This window comes from Pseudomonadota bacterium, from assembly GCA_039193195.1.
Taxonomy (GTDB): Bacteria; Pseudomonadota; Gammaproteobacteria; order Steroidobacterales; family JBCBZW01; genus JBCBZW01.
The window spans coordinates 12,420-26,596 of the sequence record JBCCWS010000025.1 but is presented as its reverse complement, the minus strand read 5'-3'; the positions used below and the strand labels follow the sequence as shown (position 1 = coordinate 26,596).

Sequence of the window (14,177 nt, the reverse complement as noted above, 5' to 3'; positions counted from 1 at the left end):
CTCAGCGCAGTCCGGCCCCAGCACCTGTTCCGATTCACAGCACCTACAACTGGCGCGCGGCCGTATCGATCGCAAAGTCGACGGGAGCCGCAGTGGATATCACGACGACGCCATGGTGCGGACTCCCCTGCTGGGCCAGTACGTAATCCTGAATCGTCACCGGTGCGAGCGGTGCGCCAGCCGGCGCCAGGTCGAAGGGCGTAGCATCGCCTAGGTGTGGGGCGGCCGAGGCGACGTCATCAGCGATGGCAGCGCCGGTGGAAACGGCGATAAGAGCAGCTGCGCGAATCAGAGTGTTCATGGAGTGTCTCCTGGATCTTCACTTGAGCACTTGCGTGCTATCGGTAGCAGTAAGTGACCGCCCGACTTCCAGTCGTTACGACGCATCCCGCACAAGGTTCCTATGGTGGCGATAGGCTCACGCTATGACGCGACGAAGGGTGTGGTGCAAACGGCTAGCGCCGCCTGCGCGCCCTACAAGCATGGGAGTTGCGGCGCCTGCAGGCGGTACTCCACCGGCTGACCGCTCACGGGGCAAGTAAAGCCCAACACATAGGCAGTGAGCTGCAAGTCCACAGCCGCCGCCACCACTCCATAGCGGCGATCCCCGATGATCGGGTGACCGAGGGCGCTCAGGTGGCGGCGAATCTGGTGCTTGCGCCCGGTCTCGATCCGCACATCCACGAGCGACCGCGTGCCATCCGCGCTGACCTCACACAGCGTTACCTCGCTGATTGCCTCCTTGCCATCGATCGGGGCGTCGATCCGCTGGGGAGATTGCTGCGACGAGAAGTCACCCAGTACCAAAGCTCGGTACCGCTTCTCCACCCGGCGCTTGCGAAAGCACTGCGCCAGCGCGCCCGCCATCGCCTTGCTGTGGGCCACAAGCATGAGACCGTTGGCCGCGCGATCGAGACGGTGCACGGTGAAGGCCGGTCGCTCCGGCGTGAGGTGGGTCTCGGCCCAACGCACTAGCGTGCAATGATCACCCCACTTCGATCCTTGGGAACGCATGCCGTAGGGCTTGCGCCACACGGAGTAGCCCTCGACGTCTGAGATCAGCGAAGGCGGTGGCGGCGTCTCGGCCAAGATGCTGGCATCGTAGTAAAGATGCAGTTCGTCGCCTTCGCGCAGGGCGCGCTTCGCACGGCGCAGGCGTTGGCCTTGTTGCCCACGCGTCATCCAGACGGCACCACAGTGCATCGCCCACTTGATACGCTGCTTAGGCAAGCCGCTCGCCTCATGAAGCAAGTCAACGGGCAAGCAATCGGCCGCCTCCACCACCAGATGGATCTCGAGGTGAGACTCAGTCGCGGGCATCGGAGTTGCCCCTAAGCCGCATAGTGCGAACTGTCGCCCTCGCCGGGGGCGGGCACCTCGCCGAGGAAACCACCCGACTGGTGAGCCCACAGGCGCGAGTAGATGCCACCCGCTTCAACCAACTCGCTATGCGTCCCTTGTTCCACTACGTGCCCCTCCTCCATCACCAATAGCCTGTCCAGGGCTGCGATCGTCGACAGGCGATGGGCTATCGCGATCACCGTCTTCCCCTCCATCAACTCGCCCAACGCGCCCTGGATCGCCGCCTCGACCTCGGAGTCTAGGGCGGAGGTCGCCTCGTCGAGCACGAGTATGGGCGCATCCTTCAACAGCACGCGCGCGATGGCGATGCGCTGGCGCTGGCCGCCCGAGAGGCGCACACCGCGATCGCCGACGTGGGCGTCCAGACCGCTACGGCCATCGGGATCGCGAACGGCGCGAATGAAGTCCCAGGCCTGCGCACGCTTGGCAGCGCGGATGATCTGCTCCTGCGTGGCATCGGGGCGGCCGTAGGCGATGTTGTCGCGGATCGAGCGGTGCATCAGAGAAGTGTCTTGCGTGACCATACCGATGCTGGCGCGCAGGCTCTGTTGGGTCACATCGACGAGCGACTGGCCGTCGATGAGGATCTCGCCCCCATGCACGTCGTAGAACCGGAGCAGAAGGCTGACAAGCGACGACTTGCCCGCGCCGGAGCGCCCCACCAAACCGACCTTCTCCCCAGCACGGATGTGAAGGTTCAGCGCCTCGAACACCGCCTCCTGCTCATCGTAGGCGAAGCGCACATCACGCATTCGGATCTCACCCCGCTGCACACGTAGAGGCTTCGCATCGGGCTTGTCGACCACCTGCACTTCCCGCGACAGGGTGTTGATCCCGTCGCGCACCGTGCCGATGTTCTCTGAAAGGCTGGACACCTCCCACATGATCCACTGGGACATCCCGTTCAGGCGCAAGGACAAGGCGATCGCCACGGCGATGGCTCCGGGCGAGACCGCTTGCTGCGTCCATAGGGTGATCGACAGGGCCGACACGGCGAAGATGAGCAGCGCCCCAAGGGTCCAAACAGACACGCTGAGCTGCGTCACCAAGCGCATCTGGGGGTACACAGTGTCCAGGAACCCCTGCATGCCCTCCTGCGCGTAGCGCGACTCACGCTCGCCTTGGGAGAACAGTTTCACAGTACTGATGTGACTGTACGTGTCGGTGACCCGGCCGGTCATCACTGAGCGCGCGTCGGCCTGACGCTCAGACACCTTGCGCAGCTTCGGCAACAGATGACGCAGCGTGGCTATGTAGAGCGATAGCCAACCGACTAGTGGCAACATAAGGCGCCAGTCCGCTGACGCGACCAGGACCACCATGCTTAGGAAATACACGCTGACATACACGATGATGTCGAGCATCTTCATCACCGACTCTCTGACGGCCAGAGAGGTCTGCATGAGCTTGGTCGCCACACCGCCGGCTAGCTGCTCCTGAAAGAAGCCGAGGCTCTGCCCTAGTAGGTAGCGGTGCGCTTGCCAGCGGATGCGCATCGCGAAGTTGCCCATTAGCGCTTGGTGCACCAGGGTCGAGCGAAAGAGGACCGTGAGCGGCATCACGATCAACACCAGCGACCCGTACACCACCAGCATGGGCCAGCCCGTGGCCAAGAACTCAGCCGGTGAGCTCGCGGACAGCCGATCCACGAGCTTGCCGGTGAATCCGAATAGCGAGACCTCCACCGCCGCCATCAGAGTGCTGAGCAGTGTCATTGCAAGCAGGGGCACTTCCAACCCGCTCACGCTTCGTCGGAAAAAGCGATAAAGATCCTTCGGGGCGGGGCCAGGTTGCGCCATCGGGAAGGGGTTGACGAGGCGCTCGAAGCGCTCAAAGAAAGCACGCATGGTGGGTCTCGGCTGGGATCGGCGACGGGCAAGGCATGCCGGGCTAGGGATCCTCGCACACTAGCAGCTACGGGCAACACTCTCGTGACGGTGCAGTATTCGCACTCGCGGCTGCCGGTGGATGCGTACCCTACGGCGCCCACAGCGTACGCCGGCCGCAAGCAATCGCTATACTCTCGCGCAATCCTGCGTCGCATCGGGCAAACGAACCGTGAGATCACTCACGGGAACAGCGCGCGATCGCCAACATCCGGGGCGAGTGACGCACCCGAGACCACCACGCCACACGTGCCATGGCAGCACCACGCTGACGCGCCACCCTATGCCTGACCGCCTGAGTCCCCAAGCAAATCGCTCTTCCCTGCTCGACGCCCTGCGCGGCTTCGCGCTGATCGGCGTGCTCCTCGCCAACCTGCGAATGCTGTCCCTGTACGACCTGCTGCCGTCCGCGCAGAAGCAGGCCCTGCCAACTGCCGCGGTGGATCGTGTGATCAACGAACTGATGTCCATGTTCGTGAACGGCACGTCCATCACCCTATTTACCCTACTGTTCGGCGTGGGGTTCTCACTGCAAATGGGCAAGGCCAAGGGCAGCGCCCCGGCGATGCGGACCTATCTGCGGCGCCTGCTCGTGCTGTTGGTCATTGGCTTGGCTCACGCGTACCTGCTCTGGTGGGGTGACATCCTGCGCTACTACGCCGTGCTGGGGTTGCTGCTCATCCCCCTGGCCCGCCTCCCGGCGACGGTACTGGTGACCGTTGGCGGCTTCGTCGTTTTGGTCGCGCCGCTTCTGCTCCAGCCGGTGATCCCCAACCTCCTCCCGACACAGATCAGCTCAGGGGAATCAGCGGCACGCGCGCTAGCTGCCTTTTCCGGTGAACACCTCGGCGCGATGCTCGAGGGGAACTTGGCCCGCGACCTGCGGATGCGGATCGCCGTGTGGATCCTGCCGACTTACATCTTCGGCCGCATGCTCATCGGCGTCGCCCTCGGCAACGCCGGCATGCTGACTCACCCCCTGGAGCACCAGTCACGCTGGCGACGCCTGTGGTGGGGATCGCTCGTGGGGGCGCTGCTCATCACCGCGCTGGTGAGCACGCGACGCTACGACATCGTCGAGCTCCCGCTGGGGTTTTTAGGAGAAGAGCGCGAGCGGAGCCTCTGGCGCGTGTTGTACAACGCGGCGCCGCTGGGGCTTGGGGTGTTCTACATGGCGAGCTTCGTGCTGCTGTACGTGCAAAGCAGCCGCTGGCGCGCCGTTCTCCAGGGGCCCGCCCCCCTTGGGCGCATGGCCCTTACAAACTACATGGCCCAGTCGATCGTTGGCGTCGCCATCTTCTACGGAGTGGGCCTGGGCGTGGGCCCGCGCTTTGGTGCCGTCGGTGTGCTGCTCGCCGCACTGTTGATACTGACCGCTCAGGCCTACGGCTCGCGATGGTGGCTCGCCCGCTATCGCTTCGGGCCCATGGAGTGGCTATGGCGCAGCGCGAGCTACGGGAAGTGGCAGCCGATGACGCTGGGCCCCCAAGCGCGAGGAGCGGGGCCGGACGCCTAGTGCAATCACCCGCTGGGGTGGGAAGGGCGCGCCGCCTCGCGCCCCTGCGCCTCGGCGACGTGGTTACTGCGAATTGTAGGCGGTGACCAACCACGCGCTCGAGCGCGCCCAGATCGACCCGTCCTGCCGTGCGTAAGGTGCGATCAGCCCGGCTAGCTCGCGCCTCACGGTAGGCCGCAACCGTATCAGCCGCGGCACCGCGGCTGGCGGCGATGAAGCTGGCAGCGCAGTCGACGCCCGTCGCAGACCCCTGCTCGCCGAGGCCACGGGCGATCTCGACGCCATCGATCAGATCCGACTCGCTGATCTTCTTGGCCCGCACGCACGCGGGGCAGCGCCAGATCTCGCCGCCGTTGGCGAGCAAGTCGTGCACCAGACCGGCGATGGGCTCGTACCCCTCAGCCACGCGGCCATCGAGGGCGCCCTTGCAGCACAACTCGCCCGCATCGGAGGAGACAAACACAGCCGTCTCGGCCGTCTTCGAGGCGTGCTCGTGCTGCCCCTCGCCAACCTGTCGGGGCAAATCGGCCAGGAGTACCGGGCGGACGGCAACAGCACGGACATCAATCGAACTCAGCCCAACTCTCGCCGTGGCCCACTGCGCCCTGGGCGACTCCCTCGCCAACGGCGGACGATACGAGGAGTCGATCGCCTGCTTCGAGAGGTCCATCGCCTTGAGCCCCAGCGACCCGCAGCTCTGGGCCTTCTACACCTACAGCGCCCTCACCACGCTCTTCATGGGCAACTACGACCGCGCCTTGCGTTGGCTGGACCAAGCGCGCAGCAATCCGAACCATCAGTACTGGATCCACGGGCCACCGCGTCGTCGCCCTCGCCCACCTCGATCGCCTCGCCGAGGCCAGCGCCCTGGCCGAGCGCCTGCGCCGCGAGGTGCCCGGCTTCTCCCTGGCCTTCGTGCGCGAGAAGTTGTTTTACCTAAAGGACCCTGCGCAGATTGAGCTGTGCCTCGATGGCCTGTCGCGCGGCGGCGTGACCTATGCGCGGGTGGCCAGCCCTAGCGCCTCGCTCATCGGGTCGTCAACACGCCAACCCCTAGGGCTCCCAGCACGCCGGCACACGCCCGATCCACTGTCGACTTCGCTCGCCCGTAGGCGCTAGCGACGCGCGACTGCGAAAACGCAGCAGCCATAAGTGCATACCAGCAAAACTCGATCCATGTCACCAGCGCGATTGCTGCGGCAGATAGCAGCAGGGAGCGATTGGGCGGCAGAATCGCTACGAAGATAGAACCGAAGAAGACGGCCACCTTGGGGTTGGAGAGCTGGACCCAGAGCCCCGTGCGTGCCGCACGCCAGCCATCTTCCTGCTCACCCGCTGCGTCAACAGGCACCAGGGAAAGCGGCGTGGATGCGCTGGTCCAGAGCTTGTAAGCCAAAAAGAGCAGGAACACGCCGCCAGCGATCTTGATCGTTAGGTATAGCCACGGCGCCACTTGAAACAGCAGATCCAAACCGAACAGAGCTGAGGTGGCCCATACAAAAGTGCCAAAGGCGATACCGCCGGCGGCAGCGGTCGCCGTAGAGCGCGACTTCCCGGCAGCGGTTTGCGCCACGAGCACCAGCGTAGGGCCGGGGCTGACGACGGCGACCGTGTGCACTAGGGCGAGCATCGCCAGTGATAAGAGCAACTCCATCCGGTGGGTCTCCGACGCGCGTTGTCCACTAGGCCCCGTGGCCGGCAGATCGGCGGTCACTATACACACGATCGCAAGATTGCTTGAGAACGCTCAGCTCGGGGGGTACCGCTGCCCGCTCACGGGCCATGCCGATCCCACTGCGCCGCAACCGCTGGCCGCTCACCTCAACCGCGACCCCGCTCGCGATTTCTGCCTTGTGCCCCCTAGGGGCCGCCGCGAGAGTGCCCTCGAGCCAGACGCTCACCGTGAATGCCAAGGAGATCAATATGTTCACACTCTCGCCTCGCACCCTCGCCACCACGACGGTGGCCGGCCTCCTGCTGGCCGCCGCCATGAACCCCGCCCTCGCCGAGAATCGTCGCAGCCTGCCCCTAAAAGCACTCGTCATGGATGGCGTGCACGTCTCGGACAGCGGCGACATCTACACCGCCGAGGGCTTCAGCGGCGATCGCCTCTTCATTATCACTCCCGAAGGCAACACCTTCTTCATCACCGATGCCCTCAGCGGGCCAATCGACGTGACCGAAGACTCCATGGGCAACCTCTTCGTCACCAATTTCAACTCAGCCTCGGTGAGCAAGGTCTCTCCGTCTGGCGAAGTCACGCATTTTGCAGACACGCTGCCGTTCCCAGCCGGCATCACGATCGACGCGCAGGACAACCTGTACGTCTCTCAATTCGGCGAGTCGGATCCGCAGACTGGACTCGGTCAGGGCACGGCGGTGCAGAAGATCACCCCCGCCGGCGAGGTGAGCACGTTTAGCGAAGGCGGTGCGCTGCTGGCACCTGTTGGCATCACCCTGGGCAACAACGGCACGCTGTACACTGCCAACTTCCACGATGGCACGATCATCGCGTTCGACCCCGAAGGTCAGCAGACCGTGGTCACCCAAGTCGAACGCCCGGGCTTCTTCGCCACTATCGGCCACCTGGAGTTCGTCAACGGATTGCTCTACGCCACAGGAGTTCAGGGCGCCGAGTTGCTGCGCGTGAACCCGGCGACGGGCCAGACCGTCTCCCGCGATCTCAGCCGAGACATCGAGTTTCCGAACGGGGTCGGCTTTGACCGAAGCAGCGGCACGCTGCTGATCTCCGAAGCGTTCGTGCAGCTCTCGCGCCTACTCAAGGTGCGCGTGGCGAATCCCGCCGACTAGGCTCGATCCCCTCGCCGGCGGGTCCCTTCCCCACTCGACTCGGGGATCTGCCGGCTTCTAACTCCATGCCCCACCCTGCCTTGCGCCCCACGCGGACCGTATCGACAGCGCTCGCCGCGGTGAGCCGCTATGCTGCGCGCATGTCCAATTCCGACACCCCAGCGCTGGCCCCACCGGTCAGCGAGCGCGCACCCATCAACGCCATTCCGCGCGGCTTCGCCCCCTGGCGTTCCCTGTGGTTGGTGGGTTTCGTCTGGTCCGTTACCAGCCTTGGCTTCATGGCCTACTGGGCCGCCTGGTACGCCAACGCTCAGGTGCCCCTGCCCTGGTACAGGCTGGTCGCCCTCGGCGTGTTGGACTGGTCCTTTTGGTTGCTCGCCACGCCGGCCATCCTGGCCGTGGCCCACCGCTTCCCCCCCGTGCGCCTGCGCAACGTGCTTTCCGTGCACCTGCCGCTGAGCCTGTTCTGCGCCGCAGCGGCCATCATCCTCTCCGTGATCATCCGCCTACACATAGAACCAGTTGATCAGCTGCCCTACGCGCAGCCCCCCTTTCAGCAGCAGGTCCTCACCCGTTGGGTGAGCGAGGGCGCCTGGTACAACCTTTTCTACTGGTTCGTAATCGGCGCCTACTTCGCCGTGGACTACCACACGGCGCTACGCCGAAGTGAACACGAAGGGCTTACCCTTCAGCTCCACAACGAGACGCTCCAGCGGGGCCTCGTAGAAGCGCGCCTAGGCGTGCTTCGGGCGCAACTACAACCGCACTTCCTGTTCAACGCGCTGCATTCCGTCTCATCCCTCATGGACGTGAACGTGCCGCAGGCGCGCGAGATGCTGATCGACCTAGCCGATATCCTGCGTCGCGCCCTACACATGAGCGAGCAGCAAACCCACACGCTCGCCGATGAATTCGATTGGCTGGAAGCCTACCTTCGCCTCGAGGCGGTGCGCTTTGGTGATGGCCTGAAGTGGGACACGACCTTGGCGCAGAGTGTTTCCGGCATCAGTGTGCCGTGCTTGATCACGCAGCCGCTGGTGGAGAACGCTCTCAAGCACGGGCGAAGGCGGGGCGGCGAAGCCGCGCAGGAGCTGATCGTGCAGGTAACTGCCGAACAGACTGGGGAGGAAGTCACCGTGCGCGTGACGGACAACGGGCCGGGCATCACGTCCGATTCAAACGGCAGCGGCCACGGCCTGCGCTTCGTCCGCGAGCTCTTGAACGCCTACCCCCACCGCCACGGCTCGCTCACGCTGGAGAGGGCCGCTCCGCAGGGCACCTGCGCCACGGTCCACTGGCGGATTGACCCGGATGCTTGAGGTGCTGTTGATCGACGACGAGCCTCTGGCCCGCGATCTGCTGATGCGCTGGCTACGGGAGGTAGACGGGCTCACCGTCGTGGGCGCAGCGAGTACGCTCGATCAAGCGCAACGCATGGTCACGGAGCGCTCTCCCAACGTGGTCCTTCTCGATGTAAACCTCGCCGGCGAGAACGGATTTGGGCTCCTCGACGCCATCGACGAGGCGCGTCCGCCAGCGATCATCTTCGTCACCGCCTACAGCGACTACGCCATCGACGCATTCCGCGTGGGCGCGGTCGACTACCTCAAGAAGCCCTTCAACCGGGAACACTTGGAGCGCGCACTGGACCGAGCCCGTCACTGGCTGGCCGCACCGCGGTCAAACGATGCACCCGCCGAGCACGATCATGAACAAGCCAAACGTCTGCAGATTCGCGACGGCGGGGTCATCACCTACGTGCCCGCTGAGGGTATTCAGTGGATTGAGAGCGCCGGTGGCTACTGCGTCATCCACACGGGGGATCGACGCTACGTCTTGCGCGAAGCGTTGCAACAGTTAGAGCAACGTCTCGGGGATCAATTCGTGCGCGTACATCGCTCAGCGGTGGTCAACGTGAGCTTTCTGCGCAGTATCGAACCGATCAAGCGTGGCGATGCCATGCTCAGCCTCTCGTGCGGCGCTCAGATCCGCATGAGCCGTCGCTATCGAGATGCCCTCGTGGCGCAAATGGAAGCGCGCGAGTAGCATCCCATCCTGCACACCGCCCGGCTAGATCTACCCGCACCGCCGCTTATCAAGTACGCTGCTTACCCAACAGCCGCGCTTAAGCTACCAGGAGCCCACAGGGTCACCACTCGCACCCGCCCGCTCGCCGTCTTCCTTGCGGCCCTCGTATTCGCCTTCGATGGGGACGCGTCGGAGTGCGAGCCGGCGCACGACGGCACCGAGTGCCCGAAGGGCGCAACGGCCGGCGAGGACAAGTCCGGCGATACCTGGGAGGAGCTAGTGTCCTGAGTTAGAAGTTCGTTGATGAATTCGCGGCACCTTTTCGCCCCTGAACACGTTGCTCCTCCTCCCGTGGGACCTGTCACGCTCGTCGTCGCACCGCGCTCAGGGACAAAAACTCGCCTGCGAATTCATCAACGAACTTCCAACTCAGGACACTAGTGGGCCGCTTGGTAAATGAGGTGACGCTCAGCGAGTAGCACGGGCGCCAGGGCTCTCGCGAGCGCCGGCAAACCCAATCGATGTATTGGGTAAGTGCCTCCTAGCAAGTCTAACGCTCGAAGAACACCTCGTAGAGCTGTAGTCGTTCCGCTCGGTCTACGAGAAACTCGTCATCTTCCGGGTAGTACTTGGCAATCTCCGGGTCAGGCCCGGCGAAGGCCTTCACCGCATCCATCGACTCCCAGTGGGTCACGAGCAAGAAGTGGGCAAACTTCCCTTGTTCGCGCCTCAGGAACGCCACCCTGCGCAATCCAGGCACCGCGCCGTAGTCGGGCACGGCCCGCTGCTTGAGAAACTCCGCGTAGGCATCTGCCCGGGCGATTGGCACCTTGCCGTGCCAGGTACGAACGATCATTCAGGTTGACTCGTGTTATGAGAGCTGCTCCAGCCTAGCGCGCCACACGCGAGCCCACTAGCCCTTTACGTACACCACCTGCTTGAGCGTACGCAGAGTCTCCACTAGATCACATGCCCGTGAATGAAGGGCAAGCAAGCGGTTCGACGCAGCAGCTCGACCGCACGCGCATCCACGCGCACCTCGTGCACCCACGCTTTGACGCGGCCATCGTTACTGGCTTCATCAGCCTCGAAGGAGCTATTCATGTCCGTGTCCTGAAGCGCCATGGGGACTGCAGCGCCTGACACGGGCTGCGTTGTCATCTCTCGCAGGTGGCTTGGCCGCGCCGAAGAGGCTAGTGCCGAATGATTTCAATTACTGGTGCTGCCGTCACACGCGTCGGCGCGAAACTGGACAGCCTCGTGGCATCGATAAGAATACCCATCAGCCCGTCACGCTCCCCACGCGGACCGGGAGTTCAAAGCGAGGCAACGCAGTTGCGTCGGCCGCGTATTCCCCCCACCATCGCGAGTACGCAAACACCTTGCCTCGCGCACCGAATGAGACCCGAACCCGATGGCCGCTCCTGCCGACTCCAGCCTCACGCACTGGCGACATGCACTCGCTGAGCACTGGCCCGTAGACGGCCCCCTCCAGCGGCTGCACGGAGAGCACGATCTCAACCTTGCGACGACATCGCGGGTCTATAAGGTCATGCGCAGTGGTTTAGGGGAGGCCGACATCGCGCCCCAGATCGCGTGCCATCGACATCTAGCGGCCACGGGAATCCTGGTGCCCGCCCCCGTCGCGACCTACGGCGGCGATCTGTCGGCCCAGCTCCAGGACGAACGCGGAGAGCCTCGTAGCGCATGGGTGCTGCAGCGCCTCCCGGGCGTGGCGCTGGCGCAGCTGACGCCCTGGACCGAGACCCTTGCGCAAGCGATCGGCGAGCAGACTGCGCGCCTGCATACGGCGCTGATGGACTTCAACCACCCCGCGATTGCGCAGACCCACGCGTGGGACATCCGCGCCTTGGCGACGAGGACGGATAGCGCTGAGGCCGTCGCCGCCCATCCGCTCGGCGCCACCCTACGGCGAATAATCGATGAGCACACAGCACCGGCCTGCCACGCCCTGGAGCAAATGCCTTGCTACCCGATCCACAACGACCTCAATGAACACAACCTGCTCGTGCGCGCCACTTCTTGCGGCGAGGCCACGCTGACGGGCTTGATTGACTTCGGCGACATGCTCCGGGCCCCCACGATTGTGGACCTCGCCATCGCGGCCGCCTACCTCGCCGTTGGCACAGCGCATCCTTGGCCTCTGCTCAGGGGCTTGGTTCGCGGGTACTGCAAGCACCGCCCGTTGCGGGCGCGCGAGCGAGCTCTGCTGTGGCCACTGCTCCTGAGCCGCCTAGCGCAAAGTGCGATCAACGCGACCCACGCGCGCTTGGTCGGGCGCGATGACCCGTACCTGCAGATCTCTCAGCAACGGGTGTCCCGGTTCCTTGAGAAGCACGCTGATGAGCATGCGGCGTTCGTCCACGCCCTGGTGGCCCGCGCGAGCGGTGCTCCAGCACCGATGCACGGGCTAACGTCGTGGATCGCCTCGCCACAGCGAGAGTTGGCACCTGTGTTCAAAGCGACGATGGTCGGGGCACCGGTGTTGGACCTGTCGGTAACCGGTGAGCACGCCTGCGATAATCCGGTACACCCGGATCTAACGCAGATCGCCAGCGCGGTGACCCGATTGGGGGGGCAAGACTCTGCCGTCCTCGGTCGCTACGCAGAGCCGCGGCTGATCTACGGAGCTCCGTTCTACCTGAGCGCCAGCCACGGGGCGAGCGCCAGGCGTACTGTGCACATCGCCGTCGATGTATTTCTGCCCGCTGGCACGCCAGTCCACAGTCCTCTGCCCGCCACCGTGCACAGTGCGGAGATTTGCGATGCCGCCTACGACTATGGGGGGCTGGTTACCCTGCGCCACGAAGGCCACGGTGGCAGTTCGTTCTTCACCTTGTACGGCCACCTTTCCCACGCCAGCGTGAGCGCCCTAGTGCCAGGTCAGGCCGTGGCCGCAGGTGAGGCCTTCGCCGTACTCGGCCAGGCCCATGAGAACGGAGGCTGGCCGCCGCACGTGCACCTGCAACTTGGGCTAACGGACCTGCCGGGCAGTCGTTGGCCCGGCGTCGTCGATCCGGACGATGCTCTCGACTGGCGGGACGTGTTCCCAGACCCTGCTCCCTTGTTGGGTCTGCCTGCCGGTCAGCTCACCTACACAGTGGGCGGTGAGGACGCGCTGCATGCCCTGCGCGAGACGCACTCACCCCCAAGCCTGCGCACGAGCTATAACGAACCGCTCACGATCGTCCGCGGCTGGCAGAGCCTACTGTTCGATCGCGAGGGTCGCACCTACCTCGATGCCTACAACAACGTCCCCCACATCGGCCACGCCCACCCGGCCGTGCGAGCCGCCATCGATCGCCAGCTCCGCTTAGTCAACACCAATACTCGCTACCTGCAACCGATCCACGCCGAGTACACGGCTGCCCTGGCCGCCCGCATGCCAAGCGCGCTCGACGTGGTGTTCCTTCTGAGTTCCGGCAGCGAAGCGAACGAACTCGCCCTACGCCTCGCCCGCACCGCTACGGGGGCGACAGACACGGTGGTGTTGGCTGCTGGCTACCACGGCCATACGGTCGCCGCGATCGATATATCGGACTACAAATTCTCTGGCCCCGGCGGCGACGGCGCGCCCGACTGGGTACATGTCGTGCCGAACCCAGATGCCTATCGCGCCGGCCTCGAGCCACAGGACCCACTGACCGGTACCTACTTTGCCGCCGAGGTAATCCATCGGATCGAGGCGCTTGTCAACGCTGGGCGCCCACCCGCGTGTCTTATCGCCGAGACCTTCCCAAGTGTCGGTGGCCAGCTCATTCCCCCACCCGGTTACCTAGCCCAGGTGTACGGTGCCATCCGAAACGCTGGCGGGCTGTGCATCGCCGACGAGGTGCAAACAGGGCTCGGGCGCTTGGGAGAGTATTTCTGGGGCTTCGAACAGCAGCAGGTCATCCCGGACATCGTGGTGCTCGGCAAGCCGATGGGCAACGGGTACCCCCTGGCGGCGGTTGTGACCAGCAAAGCAATCGCCGAGCGCTTCGATACGGGGATGGAGTTCTTCGCCACCTTCGGTGGCTCCAGCGCTGCCTGTGCGGCCGGCCTCGCCGTGCTCAACGTTATCGATGAAGAGGCGTTGGCGCAGCGCGCACGAACGGTGGGCAATCACCTTCTCTCGGGGCTGCGAGAGTTGGCTCGCCGCCAACCACTGCTCGCAGACGTGCGAGGGCTTGGCCTGTTCATCGGCGTCGAGATCGCCGACGAGAATCGCCAGCCGCTGGCCGCACACGCCGCCTGGATCGTCGAGCGCCTGCGCCAGGAGCGCGTGCTCATCGGGCGCGACGGGCCGGACCACAACGTATTGAAGATTCGGCCACCGCTCGCGTTCGGTAAGGCTGATGCAGACTACTTGCTCGCACGCCTCGATCAGGTGCTGAGCGAGGGTGCTCTGGCTTCGGGACACGAACGGAGCACGGTCGGATAGGGCGTTGGCCAGCGAAAACGCGAGCCAGTAGACGCTTCCCACCACCGCGGCAAGCGTTCGAACGGGAAACTCCAAGCCGGTCGTTTATCGCGAGCGAGCGCGTGCTTTACTCGCGAGCTCTCCTTATCGC

The 14,177-nt window shown here is 64.7% G+C and carries 12 protein-coding genes; 5 read left to right on the top strand and 7 right to left on the bottom strand.

Annotation, left to right across the window (positions count from 1 at the left end; all coding sequences use genetic code 11):
- Nucleotides 1-43: 43 nt before the first annotated feature.
- The 3 genes from AAGA68_17640 to AAGA68_17630 form a co-directional block, all read right to left on the bottom strand.
- Nucleotides 44-301, bottom strand: coding sequence for a hypothetical protein (locus AAGA68_17640; protein ID MEM9386888.1), 258 nt, complete (start codon nucleotides 299-301; stop codon nucleotides 44-46).
- A gap of 173 nt (nucleotides 302-474) precedes the next feature.
- Nucleotides 475-1,320 (bottom strand): RNA pseudouridine synthase, encoded by an 846-nt coding sequence (locus tag AAGA68_17635; protein MEM9386887.1) that lies wholly within the window; start codon nucleotides 1,318-1,320, stop codon nucleotides 475-477.
- Nucleotides 1,321-1,331: 11 nt separating this feature from the next.
- Nucleotides 1,332-3,209: an ABC transporter ATP-binding protein gene (locus AAGA68_17630; protein MEM9386886.1), complete on the bottom strand. Its 1,878-nt coding sequence runs from the start codon at nucleotides 3,207-3,209 to the stop codon at nucleotides 1,332-1,334.
- A gap of 322 nt (nucleotides 3,210-3,531) precedes the next feature.
- On the opposite strand from AAGA68_17630, the gene AAGA68_17625 reads away from it, so the two are divergent.
- Complete coding sequence (locus AAGA68_17625; protein MEM9386885.1) at nucleotides 3,532-4,764, top strand: DUF418 domain-containing protein; 1,233 nt, start codon at nucleotides 3,532-3,534, stop codon at nucleotides 4,762-4,764.
- Nucleotides 4,765-5,327: 563 nt separating this feature from the next.
- Here AAGA68_17625 and AAGA68_17620 read toward each other — a convergent pair.
- Together AAGA68_17620 and AAGA68_17615 are read right to left on the bottom strand one after the other, a co-directional pair.
- Entirely contained in the window at nucleotides 5,328-5,561 is a 234-nt protein-coding gene (locus tag AAGA68_17620) for a hypothetical protein (protein ID MEM9386884.1), read from the bottom strand.
- Nucleotides 5,562-5,791: 230 nt separating this feature from the next.
- Nucleotides 5,792-6,418: a LysE family transporter gene (locus tag AAGA68_17615; protein MEM9386883.1), complete on the bottom strand. Its 627-nt coding sequence runs from the start codon at nucleotides 6,416-6,418 to the stop codon at nucleotides 5,792-5,794.
- 269 nt (nucleotides 6,419-6,687) lie between these two features.
- Between AAGA68_17615 and AAGA68_17610 the strand changes: the two genes are divergently transcribed.
- The 3 genes from AAGA68_17610 (at nucleotide 6,688) to AAGA68_17600 (ending at nucleotide 9,621) form a co-directional block, all read left to right on the top strand.
- Nucleotides 6,688-7,575 carry a hypothetical protein gene (locus AAGA68_17610; GenBank protein ID MEM9386882.1) on the top strand — a complete coding sequence of 296 codons (888 nt, stop codon included), beginning with the start codon at nucleotides 6,688-6,690 and terminating at the stop codon, nucleotides 7,573-7,575.
- A 140-nt stretch (nucleotides 7,576-7,715) separates the two neighbouring features.
- On the top strand, nucleotides 7,716-8,894 hold the full coding sequence (locus AAGA68_17605; GenBank protein MEM9386881.1) for a histidine kinase: 1,179 nt from the start codon (nucleotides 7,716-7,718) through the stop codon (nucleotides 8,892-8,894).
- A complete protein-coding gene (locus AAGA68_17600; GenBank protein MEM9386880.1) occupies nucleotides 8,887-9,621 on the top strand; it encodes a LytTR family DNA-binding domain-containing protein in 735 nt (244 codons plus the stop codon). Before AAGA68_17605 ends, AAGA68_17600 begins: the two co-directional genes overlap by 8 nt.
- Nucleotides 9,622-10,153: 532 nt before the next feature.
- Here the strand turns inward: AAGA68_17600 and AAGA68_17595 are convergent.
- Nucleotides 10,154-10,459 carry an antibiotic biosynthesis monooxygenase gene (locus AAGA68_17595; GenBank protein ID MEM9386879.1) on the bottom strand — a complete coding sequence of 102 codons (306 nt, stop codon included), beginning with the start codon at nucleotides 10,457-10,459 and terminating at the stop codon, nucleotides 10,154-10,156.
- A 104-nt stretch (nucleotides 10,460-10,563) separates the two neighbouring features.
- Nucleotides 10,564-10,707, bottom strand: a complete 144-nt coding sequence (locus AAGA68_17590; GenBank protein MEM9386878.1) for a hypothetical protein — start codon at nucleotides 10,705-10,707, stop codon at nucleotides 10,564-10,566.
- 310 nt (nucleotides 10,708-11,017) lie between these two features.
- Here AAGA68_17590 and AAGA68_17585 point away from each other — a divergent pair, with 310 nt between their 5' ends.
- Nucleotides 11,018-14,047, top strand: a complete 3,030-nt coding sequence (locus AAGA68_17585) for an aminotransferase class III-fold pyridoxal phosphate-dependent enzyme (GenBank protein ID MEM9386877.1) — start codon at nucleotides 11,018-11,020, stop codon at nucleotides 14,045-14,047.
- The last annotated feature ends 130 nt before the right edge of the window (nucleotides 14,048-14,177 follow it).